This window comes from Natronocalculus amylovorans, assembly GCF_023638035.1.
GTDB classification, from domain to species: domain Archaea; phylum Halobacteriota; class Halobacteria; order Halobacteriales; family Haloferacaceae; genus Natronocalculus; species Natronocalculus amylovorans.
The window spans coordinates 115,268-141,186 of sequence record NZ_JAKRVX010000001.1 but is presented as its reverse complement, the minus strand read 5'-3'; the positions used below and the strand labels follow the sequence as shown (position 1 = coordinate 141,186).

The window sequence follows — 25,919 nt, the reverse complement described above, 5'->3', positions numbered from 1 at the left end:
TGCTGTCTACAGTTACCGACGTGACACCAATGTTTGACGTATTTATTCTGATGAACTGGATTGGCCTGTTTGCATTCGCTGCCGTCGGCGCACTCAAAGGAAAGGATGCTGGCCTAGATCTGTTTGGCATCGTTGTTCTTGGCGTATTAACTGCGCTTGGTGGTGGCATTATTAGAGACACACTTGTTGGTGAGATCCCTGCTGCACTCACGTCTATGACCGATGTTTCAATCGTGCTTTGTGGCGTTTTTATTGCGGTTGTGTTGAGCCGCTCGGTTGAGGGTGCACTTATTGATCATCCAGCGTTGCTCACTGCTGATGCAATCGGTCTTGCAGCATTCGCTGCAACAGGGGCGCTTGTTGGGATTGCTGCAGAGCTCACCGTTTTTGGTGTTGTTGTTCTTGCAACGCTCACTGGCGTTGGTGGCGGCAGCCTCTGCGATCTGCTTTTGACTCGGGTTCCGGTCGTGCTTCGAGAAGATTTTTATGCGACACCTGCAGTCATCGGTGGTGGTCTCTGCTGGGTCGCTGTTGTTGCCGGCTTTACACCAACGAGCGCCGCAATTGGCTCTGCACTGTTCGTCTTTGGCCTTCGAATGCTTGCGGTTCGGTATGATTGGCGACTGCCAACGTTTTGAGCGTGCTGTTGCTCAGGGTACGGTGTACAAAAAAGAGTGTCTGTACGAGGTGGTTATTCTGCCGCGATGACGTCGTCGATTCGGAGAATCATCGTGGACGCCTCGGTGGCTGATTCGACGGCTTCACGTTTCACTGCAGCAGGGTCAAGAATGCCTGCCTCGATCGGGTTACCGATCTCTCCGCTTCGACCGCTTGAGATGATTCCTGCAATACCTTCTGCATCGTGCATCGCGCGAAGATCGACCAGTGCGTCGATGGAATCCATGCCGGTGTTCTCTGCAAGAGTCCGAGGAAGCGCATCAACCGCATCAGCGAATGCTTCAATTGCGAGCTGTTTTCGTCCTTCGACACTTGCTGCGTGGCCGCGGACATGGTCTGCGATCGCAATCTCTGTTGCACCTGCACCAGGGACAACGCCGCCTTTATCGAGTGCAGCGATGACAACATCGATCGCATCGTTCAGTGCGCGTTCGAGCTCATCAACAACGTGCTCTGTTCCACCACGAACGAACAGCGTTACATTCTTTGCGTCAGTGCCACCTTCAATGAAGGTAAGCTCGTCGTCGCCGAACTTTCGAACATCGATCGAGTCTGCGCTGCCGATATCTGACTCATCGAGATCTTTGAGCGTGCCGAGGCGTTTTGCACCGGTTGCTTTTGCAAGCGATTTGGCGTCCTTGGATTTGACGCTCTTGAATGCCAGAATGCCGTGATCTGCAAGGTATCCTGCAACGCGATCCTCGATCTTTTTCGTGCAGAAGAGTACGTCAACGCCTGCTTCTTTCAGTGACTCTGCGTAGCCACGGAGTTCACCTTCTTCCGCCTCGATCGCTGCGTTGAGTTGGTCAACGGAGGTGATGTTGTACTCCGTGTCAACTTCGCCTTTTCGAACGTCGAGCTTTGCATCGAGGATCGCAACGGTTGCATCCTGAACCGATCGTGGCATGTTGTCGTTGACTGGTGCTTTGTCAACAATAACGCCCTCCACAAGCTCCGTCGCGCTTGAGGATGCACCGGTTCGGGTGTGGATGTGGATGTCTTCACGGTTGACATCGTCGACAGCGACTTGACGGACTGCGGAGACGACCTGTCTTGCAAGCACATCTGCAGTCACATCACCGGTTCCTTTTCCGGTCATGCTTGATTCTGCGACCTGTTCGAGAATATCATCTTCAAGATCGATATCAAGCACTTCGTTTTCAATTGCCTCTTGTGCGAGACGTGCTGCCTCGTGATAGCCTTCAACAATGACTGTCGGATGAAGATCTTGCTCAAGAAGATCCTCTGCTTTCGCGAGGAGTTCACCGGAGAGCACTGCTGCGGTTGTTGTCCCGTCACCAACTTCGATCTCTTGGGTCTCCGAAACTTCGACGATCATCTGTGCGGCCGGATGCTCGATATCCATCTTGTTGAGGATGGTTGCTCCGTCGTTTGTGATCACCACATCGCCGGAAGAGTCAACGAGCATTTTGTCCATCCCGCGCGGGCCAAGCGTGGTCCGAACCGAATTCGCGACGGCCTTCCCTGCCCGAATGTTCGAGTCTTGGGCGGCCTGCCCGCGTGTTCGTTGGCTTCCCTCCGAGAGGATGAACAGTGGTTGCTGCATTCGTGATGCCATAATGAATAACCTCACACAATCATGGTTTGCGGTTCTATATATAGCTTTCTAAATTTCATAGCAAAAAACGCCAGAGGGCGGTGAGACAACTGTTCGCATGCCTTGCGACTGCATTAATTAAACTATTTTATATGTGTCTCTCGACCTATCAGTAATGTTAGAACTGGAGCACGGCTTCCGTATTGTCGATGTGCATGCACATCTTGATGCGGATGCAGTCGCCGTCGAGATACATGGTCGTGATGTGACGCCCGAACGGTTGGAACGAGAGTGCCATCAGGCGGGCGTTGTTCGATCGGTAGTCTCTCCCAGTCCACAGCCTCGAGACAAAGGCTATCTTCGTGCAAACAATGCCGTTGCTCGCTTGAGTGTCGATCGCCCGTTTCTTGCATTTGCTCGCCTTAGTGGGCCTCGTTATCCTCGTACGGGGACTGCCTCAATTCTCCGAAACACCATCACAACAAAAAAAGACCACCACACAAAACCGGCTGATGTTGAGCAGTACGCATACGATGACCGGTTTCATGGCTTTGTCCTTGATCCCGTATATGATGGTGTTCCAACTCAAGCGGTGCTTGAAACGTTATCAACTGTTCGCGCACCTGTGTTGGCATATGCACGCCCAGGATGCCCGCCAAGCGCGATCGTAGACGCACTCTTACCAACCTCATACCCTGTGATTATAACTGGATTTGGCGGGTTTCCGCTTGATCGCTCCCGGATGGAACAATCAATTGATCTGCTTGGTGAGTTTGATTCACTCCATCTCGACACCTGGTTCGTGCGGTATCGAGATATTCTAAAACGTGGACTGATTGAGCATCCCGATCGGATTCTCTTTGCAAGTGGTGCCCCTGAAACTCACCAAAACGTTGCAGTCATGGAGATTCTTACGTTGGATGTTCCTGAAGACGCAATGAATCGAGTATTTAATAAAAATCCGTCGAGGGTAATCCCTGGGCTTGCACCCGGTGGAGGATAGCTGTCGTTCACTCTTGATTAGTCATGTTCCGCCAATCGTATCGTGCAACGGCTCTGTCTGCGCGTTTCGAGATTCCATGTGGGTTTCGGGACGGCGATCGATCGCGCGCCCGTGCCACAAGCCCATCTGAAAATCCTGTTGTCATACCAACCACAACGTCTCTTCCAGTCCCAAACCATGCTGATGGTTTACCCTCTCCTCTGGCAACATCTTTCGCTGCAGCAATGCTATCACTCGTTGCGTGAGACAGGGTTCGCCGACAAACCGTTGGTCGGATGCCGTAGTTTTTAACGAGCCGATACGCAAGTGCTCGATACTTCCAGCCCCAATCTCGGTCGTTGCCGTCTGAGTTAATCCGTGTTACACACATTGATGGCTCGTATGCAACTGATTCGCTCATCCCAGCAAGCCGATGTGAGATGTCACGTGACCCCCCTGTTGCAAGATACTCATCATAGCCATCAAGCCCGGTGAGTGTATCCGCTTCAAAAGCAACGTTATCGGTTTGAACATATGTGACACTTCGCCCAGCGATTGTTCGCTGCTCAACTGACGACCGCGCTTCAGAATCGGCTTTCTGTACTGGCCCGGTTACAACCGATGCGTTTTCAAACCCAGCTGTGATCCCCGCTATCCAATTTGGAGACACATGGACATCGTAGCCAACGATCGCAATTACATCACCAGATGCAACCTCAATCCCTGCATTACGGGCAACGGTCACCATTCGTGCGGATACCTCAACAAGAACATCAACATCGTCTCGGTCACGCACCATACCGGTCGTCCCATCTGCAGATGGGCCGTTAACAACAATCACCTCCGCATCTGGTGCTGCGCGTGAGAGCGCATCAAGGCACCCACCGAGCCGATCACGGCCATTTAGTGTCGGCACAACGACCGATAGCTCCATACACAGTACTCAGCGAGCGGCAATATAAAAGACGGGATGTAGTTCTTCGTTCGATTGGTCAGTCACGAGATCGAACGAAACACGACTGTTCTACGCGTTCAGGTAATAGACCTGTTTTCGAGCGTCCTTGAAGCTATACCGTGATCCGATCAGTCCGGAGTCATCGAGACGGTTGAGCGCGTATCGAACAGTACGGTCTGGTAGGAGCGATTCTTCCGCAAGTTGGCCCTGCGATAGTGGCTCGTCACCTTCTAGTACTTTAGCGACAAGCTTTGCGCTTGGTGGAAGCTCACGTAGTCGATCACGAAATTCGGCTTGGGTCAGGTGGTCTTGTGGTTTCGTTTCAACTGGACTAGTGCTCATACCACTCATGAGTCAGAGGTACATGGTAAAGGTTGTCTACATATTGCGCAATGTTGTTCGTATAGTATAATGTCCTATTATCACATTGTATGTTCACGATCGATACAGTTCTTTACGACCACTTTTCACAGACCCAACCGTAGTTCGACCATGATCCCAGCGTCTCACATCGACATTCTTGAAAAGAAATCGTTTGCGCATCTGTCAACAATCAATCCTGATGGCACACCACACGTGACTCCAGTATGGGTTGATCATCTCGATGGTGAGTACATCTTACTCAACACCGCTCGTGGCCGCAGAAAAGAAAAGAATATCAAAGCGAATCCGAAGGTTGGTGTTTCAATTCTCGATCCGGATGATCCCTATCGATATATTTCAGTTCGTGGAAAGGCAGAACTGATTGATGATGGCGCAGTTACACATATTGACAAACTTGCAACCAAATACATGGGTGTCGAAACATATCCACACCATGGGGATGAATCCGGTCAGCGTGTTATCATTAAAATCCCAACTGACCGGACCCACGTGAGTGGGTAGCGGTATTCAACAGTCATCAGTACGGTTTTGTTCCTTGGGTGAAAGTAGTAGGTAGTGTGAAAGGAAAGGAATGGTACCAAGCGGACGATGTCGCCGATGAGTATGACGACAAACGGTTCACCGGGGGCGGTGAATTGATCGACCTCCGTGAGAAACAAGCGGTATTGGATGCGCTAGGCCCTGTCGAAGACAAGCGAATCCTCGAAGTTGCCTGTGGAACAGGCCGTTTTACTGTCATGCTTGCTGAGCGTGGCGCAGATATCATTGGACTTGATATCTCCCCAGCAATGATGGCAAAGGGACGAAAAAAGGCACAACGCGCTGGTGTCTCTGGCAGTGTTGAATTTATGCGTGGGGATGCTGCGCGGCTCCCGTTCCCGGACGATCACTTCGATGCGGTCTTTGCAATGCGATTTTTCCATCTTGCAGACACGCCAGTGACGTTCCTTCGTGAGCTTCGCCGAGTCTCTAAAGAGCAGGTATTCTTTGACACGTTCACTCGGCCAAGCACACGTGTACTGTACAACTGGTTACTTCCGATGGGATCACGACTCTATTCGAAGCGGGACGTCGAGAGTCTGCTCGCAGATTCTGGGCTTTCGCTCGCTGCTGCGACGCATGACTTTATGCTTCCATACGGATTTTACAGAGAGCTTCCTGGTGCGGTTGCGAGACCGTTTAGAACGGTTGATACTGCACTTGGGTCAACACCACTCGGTGATGCAGTCGCTTCTGTTTCGTACTGGAACGCAAAAAAAGAGTGAGACGCAGCGTTTACAATTCTTCGTCAACCACTTCGCCAACTGCGAAGTTCGATTTGACTTCTGAGACTTCGATTTTCACGCGCTCTCCGATCTCTGCATCAGGAACAATAATCACATAGCCACGCTCAACACGGGCAATACCATCGCCTTGCTTTCCAATATCTTCGATTTCAACGTATCGAAGCTCACCCGCTTCAACAGGTGGTTGCGGTCCATCGGTGTGGACATCAGCGATATCCGTGGTTTGGGACGGTGATTCCTCAGCAACTGGCTCGCGGGAAATCAGCGCAACACGATAGGTTTCTCCGGGTTCGATCGAGCCGGTTTCGATCTCTCGACGCGGAATCTCAACCGTATACGTTTCATCATCAGCAGTCACTTCCGCACTGAACAGACAAAGGAGTCGATCCGAGATTTCCATAGGCGTAAGACCTCTATCCATTCATACTCTCCGACAGTTATAGAACTACCGCCCGCAGTCTCTGCTGTCTCCCGATTCGCGCCTTGGTGCTCACTCGATCGTGCGCCCATCCTGTCGTTTTGGCCCTTCTGAGTCGTAGACAACAACAGATTCCCCAGAGATGGGGCGGTAAGTATCACGAACACCGATCGCTTCCGTAAGCTCTCGAATCGCACGCTTTTTAAGTGCCTCCGCGAGCGATTCAGCGTCGGTCCGTGAAATATCTCGGCCAAGCCCCTCACATTCGTGTGCTCGCACAGCGCCATGCTGGTCTACTGGCTCACCCATCGGTTGGGTGGTTCCACCAAGATCGACACTGAACGGGTATGTTTGGCAGATTAGCGGGCGATCGGTATGTACTGCACACCGTCCAACACCCTCGTCCTCCCGATAGAATGTACAATCGCCACAGGATGTTGTCTGCAGTGCCCATTCAAAAGTCTCGCCGGTCTGTGTGCCGTCGTCTTTTGTTGTGAGGCCATACGGCATCGGACGGGCAACATCTCGCCAATCGTAGCTGGCTGCATCTGCAACCGCTCGTACTTCGTCAGGGAAAATGGTCGCCGTGTGCGGCTCTGTTGTGGTGTGACAGTCGCTCTCTTCAGCCTCATACCCTTTACAACACGCCCCACATCGGGTACACTCAAACCCGATCGACTCGATTGCATCCGCAAGTTCTGTCTCATCAAGTTCGCGGGCACGCGCTAACTCGGCCTCAAGCGACTCCATACCAGTTGTGGCTGTGCAATGAATAAAACATCGTCGTCACTCAGTGCGTGTCACATACTCGGTGTCTGGGTTCCACTCTATCTTTGATTCGGCAGCCAATTTTTCGATATGTGCAATAACCGTGAGCCGTGCAAGGTCACGGACGCCAGTGAGATCTTTGTCGTATGCTGCCTCCAAGATTGTATCCGGTGATGTTGAACCAGTCTTGATCGCGGCATGTACGCGTGCCTCTCGCTCATGGCGATGTTGTATCAATCGATCGATCGTCTTGACAGGCTCCGTAATGGGGTCTCCATGGCCAGGATAGAGAACATCTGGCTCTCGGTTCCGGAGTAGTCGAAGGGAGTTCAGGTACGCGTTCATATCACCATCCGCACCACCAACAAAGATGCTGCCCGGTTCGATCGCAAGATCACCACAGATGAGTGCATGATCACCATCCTGTGTCTTGATCTCAAATGCAACATGGTCCGCTGCATGACCTGGCGTTGCGATCGCAGTAACGGGGCCAATCTGGTCTCCATCACGGAACGTCTGGGCAGGATAGACACCGATCGCTTCGGCAAGCCGCGTTTCGTGTGTATGAACGCTCCAGATATCTGCGGTACTTTGCATTCCATATGCGAGCACCGCGCCAACATGGTCCGGATGAGAATGTGTCACCGCAATATGGGCGACTGACTGTTCAGCTACTGCAGCATCCAACGCGTCGATCCGGCCTGCGGGGTCAATCAGTACGGTTTCGTCTGTCTCTACCTCCTGAATGAGATATGCATTTGTCTGACCAGTTGGTGCCCGTGTTTCAACTGGAACAGAGAACCGATCGATTTCTACAGGCCTCATAAGGGTTCGTTGTTATTTATTGAGGGCGTCAGTTGTCGTAAACGCCGAAAGGTCAACACTGGGATCAACAACAGCACTAATTTCTTCGAGGTTTTTGTATGGGCGGCCCACAATAAGATCGCCAGCACGCTGTTTCCCAACGCGTGGGAGCGTCGACAGCTCATTCATTGATGCGTTGTTGAAATCAAACGGATACGGAACACCGGTGACCGATCGGTAGCCGTGATCGACGATTGCAACATCAATAATGGATCCGAGTTCGCGCTCGCCCGGAATCCCAACAAGGAGCGGATACGTTCCAAGCTGGCGACCAAATGTTCGCCCATCCTGATGATATTCGAGGTGGACATCCGGGAGAATCGTTCCTGCAGGCGCGAGCCGCCGAAGCATTGGCTGGTCAATCTCCGCTCTCACTTCCCGTTTGTATGTCTGAAACAGCTCTTTATGATCTTGTGCAATCTGGGCACCAGTCGTTGACATCTCCGTGCCGGCAAATGCCATCACCTGTCGGATATTGATCCGTCGTACCATCAAACCCTCATCGTACACGCGCTTGAGGAACTGCTTGTTATGCTCATAGGTTTCGCGGGTTTCCCCTTTGAGTCCATGCAAGAGGTTAATTCCAGGCAGAAGCTTTGGCAGCCGGTTAGCCGCCTGCTCGCCGTGTGTCGGCGCATCCGATCGATCCTCGCCTGGACGCCAGCCCGCTTCCTCGTTGACAATCTTTACCGCTTGGAAACACTCCTCCGCAGAGACGTTGAGGTTGTTCTCTTCTTGGACAACCGGGTCTGCAGACTCAAGTCCAAATGCGGCTGTATCACCGGGCGTATTATGTTTTGCAATGATCCGAATACATTCGCGGCTCTCCTCTGGCCAGCGAGCGATCGTGATCGGGTTCATATTATCGAGATGGAGCGTCCCAAGATCGGGTGCAACCTCTCGAATCCCTCCGTAGAGTCGTCGGAGTGCGTCTGGATTCGGTGCTTCACCGTCACCGCCAAATGCGAGAATATCTGCTTGTCGACCAAGACGGTAGTGGCGAGCCCCACGAGAATAGAGCGCTTCGACCTCTCGCACAACCGAGTCTGCCGTTCGGAATGCCGGATTGCCGTATAATGGCTCCGTACAGAATGAACAGCGGTATGCACAGCCGCGAGAGGTCTCCATCTCACAGATCAGATGTTCCGGATGATTCGGATGCTGTTCGACGATGAACGCGCCGTATTCGGCCCATCGATCGAGCTCCGAATTGTCTCGCATTCGGTTATTAAACCCTTCGAGCCCGTTTTCAACGAGATCAAACGCTGCAGCCTCAATATCTCCTTTCGCAACGAACTGGTAGTCGAGATCTTTTCGTTCGGTTTCAACTCCTCCTGCGTTCTCCTCACCAACACCGAACCGCACAGGACCGCCTAACAGCGTGACTCCATCGGCAGTCCATGCTAGCTCTTTTACTTCATCAGGCTCTGCAGGTGTTCCGCCAACGTACTTTCCAGGGACAGTCATCCCGCCAACGTAGATGAAGAGGTCTGCTCGCGCAACGTCACCCCATTTTTGTCGGTCTTCACGGAGTTCGTCGATCGTATGATACGTGATCTGTTGCGCTGGAACACCTGCATCAACAAGCGCACCCGCAGTGAATCGCGGGTACGTTGAAATGTACGGCGGCACGCCGAAATGTGCCGGTTCGTCCACGTACCCGTCAACTATCGTCACGGTAAGCGAAGACGGGTCAGTCATAGCCGACCGTTAACCGTGAAGACGGTAAAGTCGTGCGAATCGGTGCGCCCGTCGCTTAGTCATCATCCATCATCACAGTGACAACTGGCTGTTCGGACTGGAGTATCACGCTCTGTGTGACACTGCCAAATACTGCTTTTCCGGTTCTACTTCTGCGTCGTGGTCCAACAACAATATATCGTGCGTCATTTGCGGTTGCGTATTTACTGATCTCATCGCCTGGCTTTCCGATCTTTCCAACTGCGGTCCCGGAGACTCCGGCCGCATCAAGTGCACGCTGGGCTCGTTTCTGTGCTCGGTCGCGCATTTCTTGCATTGACATCTCTTTTCGTTCGTGTGCGCGTTCGCGGCCGGTGTTAACAAACTCCGATCGCGTCAGTGCATGAATTGCATGTACGGGGAGATCGTATGCGGTTGCGAGCGCTGCAGCCTCCGCGACAACCTCCGCTCCATGCTCCGAGTTATCAACCGCTGCAAGGATGATCATACTGTAACTACAGCCGCATCATACATAATCATTCATTGACGAATCTGAAAATTGCCATGTGACTTAAGCCCGTTCCGCACAAATATAGATTCATGCCTGCGACGAAGGAGATCAAGTGTCTCAATGACGCCTGTGAGTTGGATATGTTCGAAAATCACTATACATATGATGTGCCCGAAGATCACAGCGTCTCCGACCTCTCATGCCCGTATTGCAATGAAACTGAATCCCTTGAGCTAATCGAACTATGACTGGTGTCACAGAATATGGCCGATCGGCCGTGAATGCAGTGCTCTCTCGTGTTGGTCGTGGTATGGGTCACGTCCAGGAGCGGAAACCACTTCCATACGACCTACTTGAGAGTGAGGAAGAGTATCTCATCGTATTTGATGCACCAGGTGTCAAAACGGAGGATATTCAGGTCAAATTTGTTGAGACGACACTAGAAGTGCGTATCGATCGCTTCCGAGACTTTTATGATGGTTTTGAGATGCGATTCCCAGGGCGAGGACTCAGTCTAACCGGCTCGGTCGAACTCCCAGAGGATGCAAGCGTCACAAAGACAGACGCGAATGCTGCAGCAACACTCACCCGATCGGGCACCTTACAGGTCAAAATTCCGAAGACGATGAACACAAAAACGGTTGCTGTCGAAGAAGAGCCGGACGAAGACGAAGAGTAAGCTTGACATCCTCCACACGATTGAAGTCGTGGGATTCCTCACGCTTGGAGTCGGGCGTTCCGACGCCAACGAAGGCAACTTCCCGAGCGAGTTACGCTGATATTCGACCCCGTTCAAGCTAACCATTGCGGTTTCAACGGGATTCGTCGGATTCATCCCACGCTCACAAGAGCTATGATCTTGTGCAGCCCACCAGAACGCTCTGCGTTCTGGGGACGACTTTAGTCGTGGGCTTTCTCCTCGACTTCGTGTAATTCGCGTGGTGTAGATTCCCAACTGACTACTCTACTGCCATTCCTTCCGTTATTTCAAACGACTCTTCTCCGGTAAATCGAGTAGGATCGAACGGCTCAATGGATGGTTCTCCCAACACATCTTTTGCGATCGCTTCACCCATTCCAGCCGCTCGCATGAATCCATGCCCCTGCCAGCCCGTTGCAACATACAGCCCATCCCGAAGCTCACCACAGAGCGGGTTTTCGTCCGGCGTTGCGGTACAGAGGCCAGCCCACGCCCGATCGACTGTGATATCATACGCTGCTCGCTGTTTTACTGCATCTGTTACCGAGTCAATAAACCAAGTATCTGCATCCCGCTCCCACTGGTCGGGATCTGTTTCAACCAGTTCGGTCCCATCGCCTGCGAGCATCCCAGTTGGGTGAGGCCGGAAGTAGACGCCAGTTGTGGCATCGTAGCACATCGGGCCATTATACGGGACGGTGCTCGTCAGTGCTTGCACCCGATACGGTTTCATTGCAATCGTGATACCGACCGCTCCGAGCAATTGCTTTGTGTGTGCTCCGGCTGCGATAATAACTCGATCGTAGGTCGTCCGCTCTCCATTGGCGATGATTGTTGTCGTGTCTTCGGCGTCAGCAATCGATGCAGTGGTTTCGGTTTTTAGCTTCACACCGCGATTGACTGCACGTTTCGCAACGGCATCAACGTATGTCTGTGGTGTTGTCCAGCCAGCATTTCGCGACACTGCAGCAACTCCGATATCATCAGTTTTGAGCGGGAACTGCGACCCAAGCGTTGCAGGCTCGATACATGACACATCTCGGCCATGGACGCGCATTCGTTCGACGCCTTCAGCGAGTGCTTCACAGCGTGTTGTATCATTTTTGTGTGCAACCATGACGTACGGACAGTCCGTGAAGGTGAATGGATCAACGCCGGAGAGCGATCGAACACGCTCTTGGGTCCGAGCACCGATCTGTGCGTCTATATCTGTCGCAAAAGCATCGTAGAGAACCCCTGCAGCGCGCCCTGAGCTACCGGAGCCAACAGTACCCTTCTCATAAACGGTTACAGTCGCTCCGGTAGTTGCAAGGTCATGCGCTGCGGTAATCCCAACCGCACCAGCACCAATAACTGCGATAGAGAGTCCGTCTCCGTCTGCATCAATCTCCGGTTCCCATCCAGTTCGTGGTTGGCTCATACACTGGCGTCACGACCTGGTGACTTCAGTGTTGCAGTTCGAAGTATTGGTTTGCTCACTCGCAGAATTCGAAAATTCCGCGTGCTGGGTACCCCACAACGGTGTCAACACCAACGTCAGAGAGCATTTCAATCTGTTTGTGAATGTCGGTTGGTGTGCCGATTAGTGCATAATCACGCACTGCCTTCGAGAGCACTTCACGCGCACGACCCGTTGCATTCCGATCGGTTTCCGCACCCTCGGGGAGGGCACGTCGTACCGGCCCCCGACGCGCGGTATACGGACCAACTGCGTCAAGAATTTCATCTTCGTCATCAGTCAAGACAGTTGGTGCATATACCGCAACCTCGCCAGTGAATCCGGCTGCACGAAGCGCCCGTACGTCGCGTCTCGTTGATCGAGAGAGCAACTCATACTGTGGCCCACCTGCAGCAAGCGCGATACGCTCAATGCCTTCTGTCCCGAGCCATGCATCCGGTGCACTGTTCCGTGCTGCACCGATCCGCGGGGCGATCGCCTTTTCTGCTTCTGTCTCTGTTAAGTATGCACCGTGACCGGCAACGAGGATTCGGTTGACTGTCTCTGGGATTGTCTCCACGAGGTGGTCATCGCCAAGCGGGTCGAATCCATCCGCTCTTACGGGTGTTGTGAGGTATACAGTCTTTTCTGCAGCTATTTCACGGAGTATATCCGGGTCTGGAAGGTAGTCCTGACCTTCATAATCAATGGCCACTGCGGGCATCGGAAGCTCCAGCGCACGTTTGAGACTGCACTCTTTTGGTTTTAGTGCAGCGACGGAGATTCCTGTTTTAGAGACGCTTCGCTCACCGGCTAACATTGTAGAATACCTTCCATAGTTTCTATCGGTCGATTACGATCGCGGAACGCGATCCATCGTCTGTGCGACCATGTACACTCGTATATCGCAGTGCGCTGTATAAGCGTATCGCTCACGACACAATGTTGCGGGTCTTCAAACGGGGTAGTCCGCATCCGGATCGACAACCCGATCGACCGACGTTGGCATCTCCCATGTGGTTGTAAGCTCTAACAGCTGTACGAGCATCCGGCCTGTTGCTCCCCAGACGGTATACCCATCAACGTGGAAAAAATGAATTCGGATATTTCCATACTGTGGATGTTCACGACGCTCTGACTCGTAGTTTGTGCGGTCCTTGAGTTCTGACACCGAAAGCAACACTATCTCCGCGACTTCTCGTTCATCTGGAACGTATGTCGAATCCGGAACGTCTGCCACAAACGGGCGAACGGCATAGCCTGATGTTGTTTCTATCTCATCGAGCTGCCCGACGAATTGTACCGTGTCCGGGTCAAGGCTGATTTCTTCATGCGCTTCACGCCGCGCAGTCGCTTTTAGATCGGTGTCGCTTGGCTCTGTTCCTCCACCTGGAAAACTCATCTGCCCTGGGTGTTCTCCAAGATGTGCCGCGCGTTTTGTAAACAGCAGGTATGTGTCACTCTCTCGTTCGATGATTGGCGCGATAACTGCAGCCTGTTTTCGCGGATTTTCAATCACAGTTGGCGTATATGACTGGAGCCGGGAACGATCGATCTGGGACACGTGTTATGTCATCGTATGCGTTGGATTATAAAAATCCGATCGAATTGGCGGTTACTGCTCGGCGACGATCGCTTTTTTTCGATCCGCCTCGGCTGCAGCGGTAACCGCTTTTGGCTTGATTGGGGCGTTTGCCCATGCTGGGAGTCGAGTATCGATTGTTGGCTGTGTGATCGCACTTGCATACTGTGCCACTTGTGCTGTTTCGGCTTCTTGGTCGTACGTAAATCCATTGTATGCAGCATCAAGTCCGTATTGGCGAACAAGTGCTGTTGCACACTTTCGGTACTCCTCTCGAAGTGCGTCATACTCCGGCGTGATACCGTGTTCTTCGACCGATAAAAAGAGCGCAGCACCGACAGCAGTGCTCATGTCAGAGAGCCCTGTCTCACCTGCGACTGGTCGATGATCGTGCTCATAGGCTCCAAGATCAACCTGTGCTGTTTGAGAAAATCCTGCAAGCGAGAAGGCATCACCGAGCGTCCCGACCTCAAGCCCCCACGATCGTGGGATTCGAAGCCGCCTCATGAGGTCAGATGTCCCTGCAAACTCACCTGCAAGTGCGTATCTGAACGAATCTAAGTACTCAAGGATCGAACCCGTATGTCGATCGGACAGCGCGCGAATTGTCGGTTCATAAAACAGGCGAAATAGCCGCCCATAGAACTGATTATCCTCGATCCGTGCATAGTACCCCTTCGAAAATGTGTGTCCGTTCAGGAGTGGGAACAAGAGCCGAGGGACGTAGGTCCGATCATACGTAATTGTATCTGCATCGTGGAGGACAATGTACTCAGACTCAAGTGCAGTACCCAACGCAAGCCATACGTCGCGTCCTTTTCCACGTTCTCCGTGTAGCCCATGTTCAGAGAGCAGCTCTGCGATCGCTGGACCACTACACCAAAGCATCTCGATTGAGAGATCAAACTCATCGAACCACGCTTCAAATGAATCCACCTCGTCTGCAGGTGCACGGAGCGGAACGATTACTCGCTCTGGGTCGACTGCCGATAGCTCTGTCAGGACATGTGTTGCTGCTGCACTTCGAAATTCGCGAGCAGCCATTGGAACGATCACTGCAGTGCTATCGGTTCGAACAGCGGGAACGTCCGTAGAAAATCCGTGGAGCGTTGTAATTTGCTCTTGGACATACTCCATTACGACTCTATAGGGGCGAAACGCTCAAAGATGTCTCGGTGGCGGCTGTGGCGTTATCGGGGGACTACCGCTCCCCTGGCAATCGCCCCGATCGCTCAACAACGACTAACCCAAGTACGATTACACCGAGCAATAACGCCGCACCACCAAAGACCGCATCGTACGTGTAGCCGGCTTCGATGAAGTAGCCAACGACAGATGAACCAAGCGCCTGTGTCAACATTGCGATCGAGCTAAACACCGCATATGCGCTTCCACGAGCATCATCAGGGAGTGTATCAAGTAGATACGTGTCCACTGCTGGAAACAACATATGAATAATGAACCCCACAACTGCAGTCATGATGATGAGCACTGCGAGGTGTTCGACGATCGTTAATATGAGGAGGCTCACGACAAACGACACGACAATCCCGAGCATGTACGGAACGTGTGGAAGCCGATCGGCGAGGTCACCACCAAAGTAGAATGCAGGTACACCCGCTGCGAAGATGATTGTCAACATCGTTGCGGACATCCCTCGAGAGAGCCCTTTTGACTGCATATACAGCTCATAGAAATTAAAGACACCCTGCCAGACGAACGATACTGCACCGATAATTGCGAGCGCTGTGACGATAATCCGCCATTGCGATCGTGCAGCAGCGAGCAGATTACGATCGTTCTTCCCCGCGGTTGGAAGCGTTGTCTGCTTCGCAGCAACCCAGGTATAGAGTGTGACTCCTGCTGCAGCAACGGCGATCGCCCACAGAGAAAGCCGCCAATCAACGTACAATGTCAGCGCAACAAATGGTGCCGCGATGACTGCTGCAATCTGACTCGCCGTACCGTGTATGCCCATCGCTCTTCCAACCCGTTTTGGATAGAGCTCACTGAGGAGCGGATTTGCGGACACAAAGTAGACGCCGGAAGCAATTCCCATTAAGAATGCACCGGCCATCAGGTGTGGGACTGTTGTTGCAGTTGCCGCAAATGCAGACGATACTGCGAGAATGAGACCCGATGCGAGGACAACGTGATGGCGCGGGACCTTTGTTAGGAGCCATCCTGTTGGGAGCCGAAGCGATGCGCTTCCAACCCACGCAAGCGTTACAATGAGGCCTGCGGTCGCTTCACCGATTGCAAATTCGTCAATAAAGACGCTCAAAAGCGGGGCAAACACAATCCGAGCAAGGTTAACCAGAAAGACCAACCCACAGAGAGACGCAAAGAGTCGAGCACGTGCCACACTGATATCCACTTGGTGAGCCTGTTCAAACATTCCGAAACCGGAAGCGTAGGACCTATTCTTTCCGTTGGTGTCAGACAGGCGTCAGCCAATAGTACGGGGCCTTTTTGACCTTTCACTACAAAGCGACAATTATGAAATCAACGCGGAAGGGTCTCAGAGATGGGGAATTGTTCAAAGATAACTATGAGCGCATAAAATGCAAATCGTGTGACCAGACGCTCAAAAAGAAGAACGACCCTGCAGAAGTGTTTTCGGTTAGAACCTGCCCAGACTGCGGTGCAGAGTGGAAAGAGCTCCGTTAATTCTTATTTAAATCTAAACGTTTCGAGATTCTTTGGTGCGAACGTTCGCATATTGTATTCATGGTACAATGCAGACGAAAGGTCTTGCACCGATCGTTCGTCACCGTGAACACACAACACTTTTTCCGGCCGTGGGTTCATGGTCCCAACAAAGTTCATTAACCCTTCTCTGTCAGCGTGTCCAGAGAACCCATCAACGGTTGAAACATCCATATTGAGCGAGAGCGTACTTGTTCGACCGGCGTCGTTTGGATTTGGAACCGGAATCTCATCCCACCCAGTTTGAATGCGTCGACCGAGCGTTCCTTGTGCCTGATACCCTACAAACACAAGCCGTGAATCTGGGTCCGGGCCAATATGTCTCAGCCACGACATAATTGGGCCGCCAGTCACCATCCCGGACGTCGAAAGGATAATACACTGATCACCATCAGCAACATCCTGTCGCTCCTCTTCACCGGCATCAATGTGGTTGAATTCGTCGGCGAGGAATGGATTTTTGTCCTCGTGGAAGATCCGATCTCGGAGATCATCGCGGAGATACTCTGGGTAGGTCGTATGAATTGCTGTCGCCTCCCAGATCATCCCATCAAGGTGAACTGGCATGGATGGAATCTTGCCCGATCGCATCGCCTCCTCGAGCACAAGCATGATCTCTTGAGACCGACCGACTGCAAACGCAGGGATGACAATTTTCCCACCCTTCTCATACGTTTCGTTGATAATCTCAACGAGGTTCGCTTCTGAATCCGCTTGATCAGTCTGATAATCATTCCGTCCACCGTAGGTAGATTCCATAACTAATGTCTCAACACGTGGGAAGTCGTTGACTGCACCGTTGAAAAGCCGCGTATCTTTGTAGTGAATGTCACCGGAGAATGCGACGTTGTACATCCCATCTCCAATATGGAAGTGTGATACTGCCGAGCCGAGAATGTGGCCCGCGTTATGGAAGGTGAGCTTAATATCTGGTGCAATATCAGTTACGTCGCCGTATTCGATCGGAATTGTGTGTTTGATCGCCTCCCGTACCATCTCGGACTCATATGGTGGTGCTCGACCTTCTTTGGCTGCAACATCAAGATAATCCAGTGTGAGAAGCCCCATGAGATCACGGGTTGGTTCCGTACAGTAGATTGGCCCATCGTATCCGTACTTGAATAAGAGTGGAATAAGTGCGGAGTGATCAAGGTGGGCGTGTGTCAACACAACTGCGTCGATCGAGTTTGCACCTGAGCCAAGTGCTTCCGGCACTTGGAGATACGGAACCTCGCCCTCTGCGCCTGGCTTGTCACCACAGTCAATCAGGATTCGAGTGTCTGCGGTTGAGAGAACAAAACTTGCGCGTCCGACTTCACGGCAACACCCAAGCGTGGAGATTCGGACCCACTCCTCTCGGCCAAGCTGTTCACGATGGATCTGTCGTCCAACTCGTTCGAGAATATCCCGGCGATCGTCTCGCTCCTGTTTGAGGAAGTTTCGGACGTTTGAGACTGTCGAGGATTCGATCGGTGGTGTCCGAACAACTTCGGGTGTCCATCCAACTTCTTTGGTGATTTCACGGAGTGTCGCCCCATGACGACCGATCACCATCCCTGGTTTTCCAGCCTCAATGACCACTTCACCGGTGTCGTGATGAAAATCTAAATCAGTAACCCGCGCTTCCTCGGGAATGACACTAAGAATCTTCTCTTCAGCCGTGGTCGTGTCTGTGAGGGCAGTTGGGTCTGGTCTGATGGTAATTCGTTTTCTGAACTTGCTCGCAAGTTTCCGGACAAGTTCGCCATCACCAGCAAAGCGCTTCGGATCTGGGGTATACAGAACCAGCTCCGGTCCTTCATATTTGACATCTGTAACGGTGATATCGTTTGGAATCTGCTGTTCAACGTCTGTTTTCAGTTCGTCGAGTTGTTTATCTACGGAACTCATATCTCGGAGAAGTCCGTGACGGCAGGATACGACTCAGCAACCTGAGATTGGGAGCGGAGGCGGAGCCTCCGTTTCAATTCTCTACTGAAACGTCTCATACCGACCGGGTACATACTGTAAATACTGTCTGATAGGTGTACGAATGCGGGAACAGTCAGCGAAAACCCGCTTAGTCGGCAGTATCGCCTCTTTGTTATAAAAGCCTTCGCAAAACCGAAGGGTTTTGACGACGTTTCGGTCATATGAACATCACTCCATCGGTTGTTCGGGCGGAGCGTGACTGGATACTCCGCCGTGATGAGCAGATTGTGGCCATCATCAATGAGACGCGCGATCGGCTTGGCGTCCTTTTTGAGACGAATGTTGACCATATTACGATCGAGCAGTATCACGCTGCGGTGATTGATCTCTTCGCGCGCGGAGACATCGCAGTCAATGTGGCTGCATACTGTCGGATACTCCGAGAGCTTGACGTTGCGGGAGATTATCCCGGATTCATCGTTGATGAGATTCTTGGTAGAGAGCTTGCGGCGACAGTTGCAGGCGAGCAACCGCTTGCGTTGCTCGCTCAAGCCACATTTCACTTTGCGGATATCCATGTGCACGGTGATGAGACGGAGAATGCAGGTGTAGACGACCTCGATGCTGCGCTTGCAGCGGGTTTTCAAACGCGGCTTCCGGGCTGGAGTTGGCGAGAACAGAAGAGTCCGTTCTCGATCGAATAGCGCCTTTTTTGCTCACGGTTACGAACCACTCCAACACGAATGGAAACTGAAGCGCTTCCGGAAGCAACTGTCTGTCATCCGATCGTTGACGATCGAGCACTCCTTATCGAGAAGCAGCGGGGCATTGGTGAAGGCAAAATAATCGGGCCAGGCGGGAAGGTTGAGCCGGGGGAATCACCAACGGAATGCGTAATCAGAGAAACACAAGAAGAGATCGCCGCGACACCAACCGGCGTCGAAAAAGCGGGTGAGTTTACGTTTATCCACGGGGATGAGGCTGCATTTTTTATTCACGTCTTTCGTGCAACTGGCCTTTCCGGGACGCCTGCACAGACAGATGAGGCAATCCCACACTGGTTCGACACGGATTCGCTTCCGTACGATCGCATGTGGGCGGACGATCGGTACTGGTTCCCCTACCTTCTCAACGACACGCCGTTTCGTGGGTGGTTCGTTTTTGATACGGACGGTGATGAGCTGAAAGAATACACCCTCGATGTAGACGTAGACTTTTCAGGAGCCATCTGATTGAGCGAACGATTGACACGGAGTACCACTGCTTCGCACGTTTTAAGCCTACGCTCCGAAATCAACGAGTAATGAGTAAAAACCAGGAGCTCGGAATCACCGAGTCCAAAGAACACAACACTGGTGAGTGGTACGCTGAAGTCGTGCAAAAGGCTGGCTTAGCGAACTACGCCCCAGAGGGGATGAGCGGGTTCATTATCACCCGTCCGCGCGGCTATGCCCTGTGGGAATCGATCCAACAGAACCTCGATGCCAAATTCAAAAAAACCGGTGTCCAGAACGCGTACTTCCCGTTATTTATTCCGGAGAGCTATCTTGAACGAGAGAAAGATATTGTTGAGGGCTTCGATCCGGAGGTTGCATGGGTAACTCACGGCGGCCATGACGAACTTGAAGAACGGCTTGCAGTCCGTCCAACAAGCGAATCCATCATTGCGCCGTATATGGCACAGTGGGTTCGCAGCCATCGAGATCTCCCGCTCCGTGTCAACCAATGGGCCTCTGTCGTCAGATGGGAAGCAACGGACACAAAACCGTTCTTCCGGACAAAAGAGTTCCTCTGGCAGGAGGGCCATACAGCCCACGAAACGCATGACGATGCATGGGAGGAGACGATCACGCGACTTGATCAGTATCAGTCGATGTACGAGGATCTGCTTGCGATACCGGTTCTCCGTGGACAGAAACCGGATCACGACAAGTTCCCAGGCGCACACACAACCACAACTGTTGAAGCGTTGATGCCGGATGGAAAGTCAGTGCAAGCTGGAACAAGCCATCACCTTGGAACCTCCTTTGCAGAAGCGTTCGACATCACCTACTCCGATGAAGATGATGAGATCCAGGCAGCGCACACGACCTCATGGGGGCTCTCGTGGCGATCGCTCGGTGCACTCATTATGACCCACTCGGATGATCAGGGACTCGTCCTACCGCCAACGATCGCCCCTGAGCAGGTTGTCATTGTTCCAATCTGGCAAGAGGATACCCAAGAAGAAGTGCTCTCCTACGCCGAAGGCGTTAAAAAAGAACTTGAAGATGCAGGGATTCGCGTCGAGCTTGACGCACGCGAACAGCACAACCCTGGCTTCAAATTCAACGAGTGGGAACTGAAAGGTGTCCCGGTTCGATTCGAGATTGGGCCGTATGAGGTTGCTGATGAAGAGATTACGGTTGTCCATCGTCCGGATGGTGAATCCACAAAAGAGGATCGAGACGGCATTGCAGAGGCTGTTATTGACCACTTCGATGAAGTGTACGCAAAACTCTATGCAACCGCCGAAGAGAATCTTGCAGAGAACGTTCGTGAGGCAGATTCTCGCGAGGAGATACTCGGAACGATCGGCCAACACGGCGGCTATGTTAAAACACCATGGTGTGGCGACGAATCCTGTGAAGATGTGATCAAAGAGCCACTCTCCGCTGAGATTGTGATGTGTCCGTTCGACGATGACGAAGCGCTCGATGACGATGCAGTCTGTTCAATCTGCGGCGAACAGGCAACACAGACAGCGTACTTCGCAAAGAACTACTGAGTATCACGTTCTATTTCCGATCGGCTTCTACAGTAATCATTAGTGAGAAACCACGACAATTCGTTACAAACCTATGAATATCAATTACCTACTATGTCCTTATATGTGGCTAATGAACCCTTATCCCTTCAGGGTCAGTGATTTATTTGGCTACGAGAAGTAGAAACACATGACCAAGCCACACAGTGACACCCACGTACGTGAGAGCGTACACGATGGGCCCCTCGGTCTTGCTGACCCGACCGACGATCGGTCCAACTGCGGTGTCGGAGCGGTAATTGATCTTGAAAACAGCGCATCTCATGCTGTTGTTTCTGATGCAATTGATCTCTTAGAGAACCTCGAACATCGAGGGACAACCGGTGCTGAAGAGAATACTGGCGACGGTGCCGGAATTATGATCCAGCGTCCGGATTCCTTCTTTGCGAGTGACGTTGGTGACCTTCCAGCGCAGTATGCTGTTGGGTCCGTTTTTATGCCACACGATGAGGCAGTTCAGTCTGAGCTCCGAGACGTATTTGAGTCCACGCTCAACGAATATGGATTGGATGTATTCTACTGGCGTGACGTCCCAACAAATAACAGCGACCTCGGAAAAACAGCACTTGATTCTGAGCCGGTCACTGTTCAGCCGTTTGTCACGCCACAAGATGACAGCCTTGAACCAGACGCATTTGACAGAGCGCTTTATATTGCGCGGCGGGCAGTCGAAACGGAGGCAGAGACAATTGACGGGGCAGGCCGATTCTACATCTGCTCTCTCAGCCGCAAAACCCTCGTTTACAAGGGACTCCTCAAAGGCGAGCAGCTCCGTGAGTATTATCTTGACCTACAAGATGAGCGGATGGAAAGCCAGCTCGTGCTTGTTCACGCACGATTTTCGACGAACACGCTCGGCGCGTGGCACCTCGCACATCCATACCGAAACGTCATCCACAACGGCGAGATTAACACTATTCGTGGCAACGTAAACTGGATGCGTGCTCGTGAGTCTGCCCTCCAGCATGATGCATTTGGTGAGGAGATTGAGACGCTTAAGCCGATTACTGTCGCGGACCAATCTGACACTGCAAGCGTCGATAACGTCGTTGAACTCCTGTTGAACACCGGTCGTGAGCTTCCACACGTCCTTCGGATGCTCATTCCAGAGGCGTACGAGAATGACCACCTCATGGATGACGATCGACGCGACTGGTATGATTACCACGCAAGCCTTGTCGAACCATGGGATGGTCCAGCGCTCGTTGCAGCCACTGATGGTGACAAGGTTGCAGCGGTGCTCGATCGGAACGGACTTCGCCCATGTCGATACGATGTCACGACAAATGGGCGGCTCATTGTTGCCAGCGAAGCAGGCGCACTCGAGACTGACCCAAGCAAAATCAAAGAACGCGGCCGGCTACAGCCAGGACAGATCTTCATGGCGGACCCTGATGCAGGCCGAGTCATCCCGGATGCGGAAGTGTTCGACGGGCTATTAGATGATAAATACGGTGAGTGGGTTGATGACCAGCAGGTTGATTTGGGGTCGATCGCAGGGGAGAGCTATATTCCACAGGCAGATGTGAGTTCGCTTCGAGCCCATCAGGCAGCGTTTGGTTACACAACTGACCAACTCAATCATCTTCTTGAGCCGATGGCGAACCAAGGAAAAGACCCCGTTGGCTCAATGGGTGATGATACACCGCTGTCTGTTCTTTCGGAGTTCAACCGCCCGCTATTCACCTACTTCAAGCAGCTGTTCGCACAGGTTTCGAATCCGCCGATTGATTACATCCGCGAAGAGTTGGTGACAAGCCTTCAGTCAAGGCTTGGTGCACAACAAAATCTGTTGGATGAAACGGCGGATCATGCACACCAACTCGTGTTAGACTCACCGGTGCTGACTGATGAACAGACTGCAACAATCAAAGGGCTCACACCGGAGGCAGATGGATTTACGACCGCAGTATTGGAGATGACGTACGATCCAGAAACGGATCTCGAAACTGCGATCGAAACCCTTCGAACCGATGCCAGAGAGGCAATTGCAGATGGTGCAGATATTATTGTGCTCTCCGATCGGACGACTGACACCGATTCAATTCCAATTCCAAGCCTGCTTGCAACCGGTGGTGTCCACCATGACCTTGTCCGTCATGGACTCCGAACCGAGGTTGGACTTGTCGTCGAATCCGGCGACCCACGGGAGGTACACCACCTTGCAACACTGATTGGATACGGTGCCGGCGCGGTGAATCCGTACCTTGCGTATCAAACAATTTCAGACCTTGTTGCCGGCCCAGACGGTGCGGATGAGAGCCACGCAATCAAGCAGTATATTCACGCGCTCGAACACGGGTTGTTGAAGATCATGGCCAAGATGGGTATCTCAACGGTTGAATCCTATCAAGGCGCACAAATCTTCGAGGCAGTCGGCCTGGATTCAGGACTCGTTGCAGAGTACTTCGAAGGCACCGAGATTAGAACTGAAGGTATCGGCCTTGAACAGATCGAGGGAGACCTTCGAACCCGCCATGCAGTTGGATTTGGTGCTGACCCAGAGTTGGAGACGCAAGGCGAGTACGAACACCGGTCAACTGGGATCTACCACCAGTGGAATCCAAAGACTGTCGGGACGCTTCAACAAGCGGTTCGGTCGGGTGACTACGAGCGATACAACGAGTTCGCGGAGATGATCAACGATCAAAACGAGAACTTGCAGACGCTCCGCGGTCTTCTCGAATTTACGTCTGACCGTCAGCCAGTGCCGATCGAAGAAGTTGAGCCGGTCGAAGAGATCGTCACACGCTTCACAACCGCGGCGATGAGTCTGGGGAGCCTCTCACCGGAGGCGCATGAGAACAACTCGATCGCAATGAACCGTATCGGTGGCAAATCCAACACTGGAGAGGGTGGAGAGCCACCGGAGCGATTTGGCACTGAGAAAGAGTGCAACGTAAAACAGGTTGCATCCGGCCGGTTTGGTGTCACCTCCCACTATCTTACCTCTGCTGACGAACTGCAGATCAAGATGGCACAGGGATCGAAACCAGGCGAAGGAGGTCATCTTCCAGGTCGAAAAGTAAATGAGATGATCGCACACGTCCGCTATGCAACACCTGGTGTTGGGCTTATTTCACCACCGCCACTGCACGACATCTACTCGATTGAGGATCTCAAACAGCTTATTCACGATCTCAAAGCCGCAAACCCGGACGCAGATATCAACGTCAAACTCGTCTCGGAAGCAGGAATCGGGACGATCGCAGCAGGTGTCGCAAAAGCAAACGCAGATGTGGTTCACATTTCCGGCCATGACGGTGGCACTGGAGCATCCCCAAAAACATCAATTAAAAATGCAGGGCTTCCGTGGGAACTTGGCCTCGCAGAGGCAAATCAGATGCTCTGTGCAACCGGGCTTCGTGATCGGATTCGTGTCTCCGCAGATGGTGGCATGAAAACCGGCCGCGATATCGCAGTTGCTGCATTGCTTGGTGCCGAAGAGTACGGCTTCGGGACCTCTGCACTCGTGACATCTGGCTGTGTGATGGCCCGGCAGTGCCACGCAAATACCTGCCCGGTCGGTGTCGCAACACAGGACGAAAATCTGAGAAACCGCTTCCCAGGGCAGCCTGACCACGTCATCAACTACATGGCGTTCATGGCTGAGGAACTCCGTGAGATTATGGCGGAGCTTGGCTTCAAAACGCTTGATGAGATGATCGGCCGTCCAGAGATACTTGAACAACGGATCACCGATCACGAGAAAGCAAAGCACCTTGACCTCTCAACCGTGATTGCGCCAACTGCAGGTGAACAACGGATCAAAACGCGCGAGCAACACCATGCAGACATGGAGACACAACTTGATTGGGATCTCTTAACCGAAGCAGCTCCTGCGATCGAAGACGGTACGCCTGTATCACTTGCCCGCGAGATCTCAAATGTTGACCGGGCTGTCGGTGCCACGCTCTCAAACAGGATCTCAAAAGCATACGGTGGTGAGGGTCTCGCAGATGATACGATCTCGATCGATTTCGATGGGATTGCGGGGCAGAGCTTCGGTGCATTCCTCGCAAATGGGGTGACGATGAACCTCACAGGAGCAGCCAACGACTACGTCGGAAAAGGCCTCTCCGGCGGCAAACTCGTTATTCGGACACCGGAGACTGCAGCCTACAACGCAGATGAGAATATCCTTATTGGAAACGTTGCACTGTACGGTGCCACAGAGGGAGAAGCGTATATTAACGGCGTTGCAGGTGAGCGGTTCGCAGTCAGAAACTCCGGTGTAAAAGCCGTTGTCGAAGGTGTTGGTGACCATGGCTGTGAGTACATGACCGGCGGTGCCGTTGCTGTGCTTGGGGAGACTGGACGGAACTTTGGTGCTGGAATGTCCGGTGGTGTTGCATACGTCTACGATCCAGACGGAACATTCGAGACAAAGGTCAATATGGAGATGGTCTCGCTTTCGAACGAACTCACAGAAAGCGACGAACAGATGCTGACACGACTGCTTGAGAATCACGCCACCTACACTGGTAGCGAAAAGGCAACAGCGCTGCTTGAAGAGTGGGCAACCGCGCGTGAAAAATTCGTTCGTGTCTTCCCAGATGCATATGCAGAAGTAATTGAAGACGGTCGTGGTGCGGATGTTCGTAAAGAGCTTCCAGAATCAGCAGACGCTGCAGCTGATAGCACGATTGGTGCGGAAGCCGTCTCAGGCGACGATTAAACGCAGCCCAA

25 protein-coding genes are annotated in these 25,919 nt (G+C 52.5%); 11 read left to right on the top strand and 14 right to left on the bottom strand.

Annotation, left to right across the window (positions count from 1 at the left end):
* Positions 1-29 precede the first annotated feature (29 nt).
* A complete protein-coding gene (locus tag AArcSt2_RS00750) occupies positions 30-638 on the top strand; it encodes a trimeric intracellular cation channel family protein (protein ID WP_174654556.1) in 609 nt (202 codons plus the stop codon).
* A 53-nt stretch (positions 639-691) separates the two neighbouring features.
* On the opposite strand, the gene thsA is transcribed toward AArcSt2_RS00750, so the two are convergent.
* Positions 692-2,245 carry a thermosome subunit alpha gene (gene thsA, locus AArcSt2_RS00745; protein WP_174654558.1) on the bottom strand — a complete coding sequence of 518 codons (1,554 nt, stop codon included), beginning with the start codon at positions 2,243-2,245 and terminating at the stop codon, positions 692-694.
* Positions 2,246-2,411: 166 nt separating this feature from the next.
* Between thsA and AArcSt2_RS00740 the strand changes: the two genes are divergently transcribed.
* Positions 2,412-3,239, top strand: a complete 828-nt coding sequence (locus AArcSt2_RS00740) for an amidohydrolase family protein (protein WP_174652994.1) — start codon at positions 2,412-2,414, stop codon at positions 3,237-3,239.
* 7 nt (positions 3,240-3,246) lie between these two features.
* Here the strand turns inward: AArcSt2_RS00740 and AArcSt2_RS00735 are convergent, their stop codons facing one another.
* Together AArcSt2_RS00735 and AArcSt2_RS00730 are read right to left on the bottom strand one after the other, a co-directional pair.
* Positions 3,247-4,152 carry a glycosyltransferase gene (locus AArcSt2_RS00735; RefSeq protein WP_250582252.1) on the bottom strand — a complete coding sequence of 302 codons (906 nt, stop codon included), beginning with the start codon at positions 4,150-4,152 and terminating at the stop codon, positions 3,247-3,249.
* Between the two features lie 90 nt (positions 4,153-4,242).
* The gene (locus AArcSt2_RS00730) at positions 4,243-4,515 is read right to left on the bottom strand and encodes a MarR family transcriptional regulator (protein ID WP_174652996.1); all 273 of its coding nucleotides are present in this window, start codon (positions 4,513-4,515) and stop codon (positions 4,243-4,245) included.
* A gap of 150 nt (positions 4,516-4,665) precedes the next feature.
* Between AArcSt2_RS00730 and AArcSt2_RS00725 the strand changes: the two genes are divergently transcribed.
* Complete coding sequence (locus tag AArcSt2_RS00725) at positions 4,666-5,058, top strand: PPOX class F420-dependent oxidoreductase (protein ID WP_250582250.1); 393 nt, start codon at positions 4,666-4,668, stop codon at positions 5,056-5,058.
* 56 nt (positions 5,059-5,114) lie between these two features.
* Complete coding sequence (locus tag AArcSt2_RS00720) at positions 5,115-5,822, top strand: class I SAM-dependent methyltransferase (RefSeq protein WP_174652998.1); 708 nt, start codon at positions 5,115-5,117, stop codon at positions 5,820-5,822.
* Positions 5,823-5,832: 10 nt separating this feature from the next.
* Here the strand turns inward: AArcSt2_RS00720 and AArcSt2_RS00715 are convergent, their stop codons facing one another.
* From AArcSt2_RS00715 to AArcSt2_RS00695, 5 genes are all read right to left on the bottom strand, one after another.
* Positions 5,833-6,243: a TRAM domain-containing protein gene (locus AArcSt2_RS00715; protein ID WP_250582248.1), complete on the bottom strand. Its 411-nt coding sequence runs from the start codon at positions 6,241-6,243 to the stop codon at positions 5,833-5,835.
* A 90-nt stretch (positions 6,244-6,333) separates the two neighbouring features.
* Positions 6,334-7,011 (bottom strand): YkgJ family cysteine cluster protein, encoded by a 678-nt coding sequence (locus tag AArcSt2_RS00710; RefSeq protein ID WP_250582246.1) that lies wholly within the window; start codon positions 7,009-7,011, stop codon positions 6,334-6,336.
* 36 nt (positions 7,012-7,047) lie between these two features.
* Complete coding sequence (locus tag AArcSt2_RS00705; protein ID WP_174653001.1) at positions 7,048-7,854, bottom strand: MBL fold metallo-hydrolase; 807 nt, start codon at positions 7,852-7,854, stop codon at positions 7,048-7,050.
* A 12-nt stretch (positions 7,855-7,866) separates the two neighbouring features.
* Positions 7,867-9,594 carry a radical SAM protein gene (locus AArcSt2_RS00700; RefSeq protein ID WP_250582244.1) on the bottom strand — a complete coding sequence of 576 codons (1,728 nt, stop codon included), beginning with the start codon at positions 9,592-9,594 and terminating at the stop codon, positions 7,867-7,869.
* Between the two features lie 55 nt (positions 9,595-9,649).
* The gene (locus tag AArcSt2_RS00695) at positions 9,650-10,081 is read right to left on the bottom strand and encodes a universal stress protein (protein WP_174653003.1); all 432 of its coding nucleotides are present in this window, start codon (positions 10,079-10,081) and stop codon (positions 9,650-9,652) included.
* Positions 10,082-10,173: 92 nt separating this feature from the next.
* Here AArcSt2_RS00695 and AArcSt2_RS00690 point away from each other — a divergent pair, with 92 nt between their 5' ends.
* On the top strand, positions 10,174-10,332 hold the full coding sequence (locus tag AArcSt2_RS00690; RefSeq protein WP_174653004.1) for a DUF7559 family protein: 159 nt from the start codon (positions 10,174-10,176) through the stop codon (positions 10,330-10,332).
* On the top strand, positions 10,329-10,763 hold the full coding sequence (locus tag AArcSt2_RS00685) for an Hsp20/alpha crystallin family protein (RefSeq protein WP_174653005.1): 435 nt from the start codon (positions 10,329-10,331) through the stop codon (positions 10,761-10,763). The genes AArcSt2_RS00690 and AArcSt2_RS00685 overlap by 4 nt, the downstream gene beginning before the upstream one ends.
* Before the next feature lie 280 nt (positions 10,764-11,043).
* On the opposite strand, the gene AArcSt2_RS00680 is transcribed toward AArcSt2_RS00685, so the two are convergent.
* From AArcSt2_RS00680 to AArcSt2_RS00660, 5 genes are all read right to left on the bottom strand, one after another.
* The gene (locus AArcSt2_RS00680) at positions 11,044-12,204 is read right to left on the bottom strand and encodes an NAD(P)/FAD-dependent oxidoreductase (protein ID WP_250582242.1); all 1,161 of its coding nucleotides are present in this window, start codon (positions 12,202-12,204) and stop codon (positions 11,044-11,046) included.
* Positions 12,205-12,259: 55 nt separating this feature from the next.
* Complete coding sequence (locus AArcSt2_RS00675; protein ID WP_250582240.1) at positions 12,260-13,042, bottom strand: DUF7388 family protein; 783 nt, start codon at positions 13,040-13,042, stop codon at positions 12,260-12,262.
* A gap of 135 nt (positions 13,043-13,177) precedes the next feature.
* Complete coding sequence (locus AArcSt2_RS00670; RefSeq protein ID WP_174654560.1) at positions 13,178-13,777, bottom strand: NUDIX hydrolase; 600 nt, start codon at positions 13,775-13,777, stop codon at positions 13,178-13,180.
* A gap of 60 nt (positions 13,778-13,837) precedes the next feature.
* Positions 13,838-14,941: a glycosyltransferase family protein gene (locus AArcSt2_RS00665; protein WP_250582238.1), complete on the bottom strand. Its 1,104-nt coding sequence runs from the start codon at positions 14,939-14,941 to the stop codon at positions 13,838-13,840.
* A 64-nt stretch (positions 14,942-15,005) separates the two neighbouring features.
* Positions 15,006-16,169 (bottom strand): MFS transporter, encoded by a 1,164-nt coding sequence (locus AArcSt2_RS00660; RefSeq protein ID WP_174653009.1) that lies wholly within the window; start codon positions 16,167-16,169, stop codon positions 15,006-15,008.
* A gap of 134 nt (positions 16,170-16,303) precedes the next feature.
* Here AArcSt2_RS00660 and AArcSt2_RS00655 point away from each other — a divergent pair, with 134 nt between their 5' ends.
* The gene (locus AArcSt2_RS00655) at positions 16,304-16,474 is read left to right on the top strand and encodes an HVO_0758 family zinc finger protein (protein WP_174653010.1); all 171 of its coding nucleotides are present in this window, start codon (positions 16,304-16,306) and stop codon (positions 16,472-16,474) included.
* 3 nt (positions 16,475-16,477) lie between these two features.
* On the opposite strand, the gene AArcSt2_RS00650 is transcribed toward AArcSt2_RS00655, so the two are convergent.
* A complete protein-coding gene (locus AArcSt2_RS00650) occupies positions 16,478-18,403 on the bottom strand; it encodes a beta-CASP ribonuclease aCPSF1 (RefSeq protein ID WP_250582236.1) in 1,926 nt (641 codons plus the stop codon).
* Between the two features lie 242 nt (positions 18,404-18,645).
* On the opposite strand from AArcSt2_RS00650, the gene AArcSt2_RS00645 reads away from it, so the two are divergent.
* The 4 genes from AArcSt2_RS00645 (at position 18,646) to gltB (ending at position 25,908) form a co-directional block, all read left to right on the top strand.
* Positions 18,646-19,128, top strand: a complete 483-nt coding sequence (locus tag AArcSt2_RS00645; protein WP_174653012.1) for a DUF7984 family protein — start codon at positions 18,646-18,648, stop codon at positions 19,126-19,128.
* A 39-nt stretch (positions 19,129-19,167) separates the two neighbouring features.
* A complete protein-coding gene (locus tag AArcSt2_RS00640; RefSeq protein ID WP_174653013.1) occupies positions 19,168-19,656 on the top strand; it encodes an 8-oxo-dGTP diphosphatase in 489 nt (162 codons plus the stop codon).
* Between the two features lie 71 nt (positions 19,657-19,727).
* On the top strand, positions 19,728-21,191 hold the full coding sequence (proS, locus tag AArcSt2_RS00635; RefSeq protein WP_250582234.1) for a proline--tRNA ligase: 1,464 nt from the start codon (positions 19,728-19,730) through the stop codon (positions 21,189-21,191).
* Positions 21,192-21,360: 169 nt separating this feature from the next.
* The gene (gltB, locus tag AArcSt2_RS00630; protein WP_250582232.1) at positions 21,361-25,908 is read left to right on the top strand and encodes a glutamate synthase large subunit; all 4,548 of its coding nucleotides are present in this window, start codon (positions 21,361-21,363) and stop codon (positions 25,906-25,908) included.
* The last annotated feature ends 11 nt before the right edge of the window (positions 25,909-25,919 follow it).

Coding starts and splice junctions, on each gene's coding strand:
- AArcSt2_RS00750 (WP_174654556.1), top strand. CDS start 30: ATGTTTGACGTATTTATTCTGATGAACTGGATTGGCCTGTTTGCATTC.
- thsA (WP_174654558.1), bottom strand. CDS start 2,245: ATGCAGCAACCACTGTTCATCCTCTCGGAGGGAAGCCAACGAACACGC.
- AArcSt2_RS00740 (WP_174652994.1), top strand. CDS start 2,412: ATGTTAGAACTGGAGCACGGCTTCCGTATTGTCGATGTGCATGCACAT.
- AArcSt2_RS00735 (WP_250582252.1), bottom strand. CDS start 4,152: ATGGAGCTATCGGTCGTTGTGCCGACACTAAATGGCCGTGATCGGCTC.
- AArcSt2_RS00730 (WP_174652996.1), bottom strand. CDS start 4,515: ATGAGCACTAGTCCAGTTGAAACGAAACCACAAGACCACCTGACCCAA.
- AArcSt2_RS00725 (WP_250582250.1), top strand. CDS start 4,666: ATGATCCCAGCGTCTCACATCGACATTCTTGAAAAGAAATCGTTTGCG.
- AArcSt2_RS00715 (WP_250582248.1), bottom strand. CDS start 6,243: ATGGAAATCTCGGATCGACTCCTTTGTCTGTTCAGTGCGGAAGTGACT.
- AArcSt2_RS00710 (WP_250582246.1), bottom strand. CDS start 7,011: ATGGAGTCGCTTGAGGCCGAGTTAGCGCGTGCCCGCGAACTTGATGAG.
- AArcSt2_RS00705 (WP_174653001.1), bottom strand. CDS start 7,854: ATGAGGCCTGTAGAAATCGATCGGTTCTCTGTTCCAGTTGAAACACGG.
- AArcSt2_RS00700 (WP_250582244.1), bottom strand. CDS start 9,594: ATGACTGACCCGTCTTCGCTTACCGTGACGATAGTTGACGGGTACGTG.
- AArcSt2_RS00695 (WP_174653003.1), bottom strand. CDS start 10,081: ATGATCATCCTTGCAGCGGTTGATAACTCGGAGCATGGAGCGGAGGTT.
- AArcSt2_RS00690 (WP_174653004.1), top strand. CDS start 10,174: ATGCCTGCGACGAAGGAGATCAAGTGTCTCAATGACGCCTGTGAGTTG.
- AArcSt2_RS00685 (WP_174653005.1), top strand. CDS start 10,329: ATGACTGGTGTCACAGAATATGGCCGATCGGCCGTGAATGCAGTGCTC.
- AArcSt2_RS00680 (WP_250582242.1), bottom strand. CDS start 12,204: ATGAGCCAACCACGAACTGGATGGGAACCGGAGATTGATGCAGACGGA.
- AArcSt2_RS00675 (WP_250582240.1), bottom strand. CDS start 13,042: ATGTTAGCCGGTGAGCGAAGCGTCTCTAAAACAGGAATCTCCGTCGCT.
- AArcSt2_RS00665 (WP_250582238.1), bottom strand. CDS start 14,941: ATGGAGTATGTCCAAGAGCAAATTACAACGCTCCACGGATTTTCTACG.
- AArcSt2_RS00655 (WP_174653010.1), top strand. CDS start 16,304: ATGAAATCAACGCGGAAGGGTCTCAGAGATGGGGAATTGTTCAAAGAT.
- AArcSt2_RS00650 (WP_250582236.1), bottom strand. CDS start 18,403: ATGAGTTCCGTAGATAAACAACTCGACGAACTGAAAACAGACGTTGAA.
- AArcSt2_RS00645 (WP_174653012.1), top strand. CDS start 18,646: ATGAACATCACTCCATCGGTTGTTCGGGCGGAGCGTGACTGGATACTC.
- AArcSt2_RS00640 (WP_174653013.1), top strand. CDS start 19,168: ATGGAAACTGAAGCGCTTCCGGAAGCAACTGTCTGTCATCCGATCGTT.
- proS (WP_250582234.1), top strand. CDS start 19,728: ATGAGTAAAAACCAGGAGCTCGGAATCACCGAGTCCAAAGAACACAAC.
- gltB (WP_250582232.1), top strand. CDS start 21,361: ATGACCAAGCCACACAGTGACACCCACGTACGTGAGAGCGTACACGAT.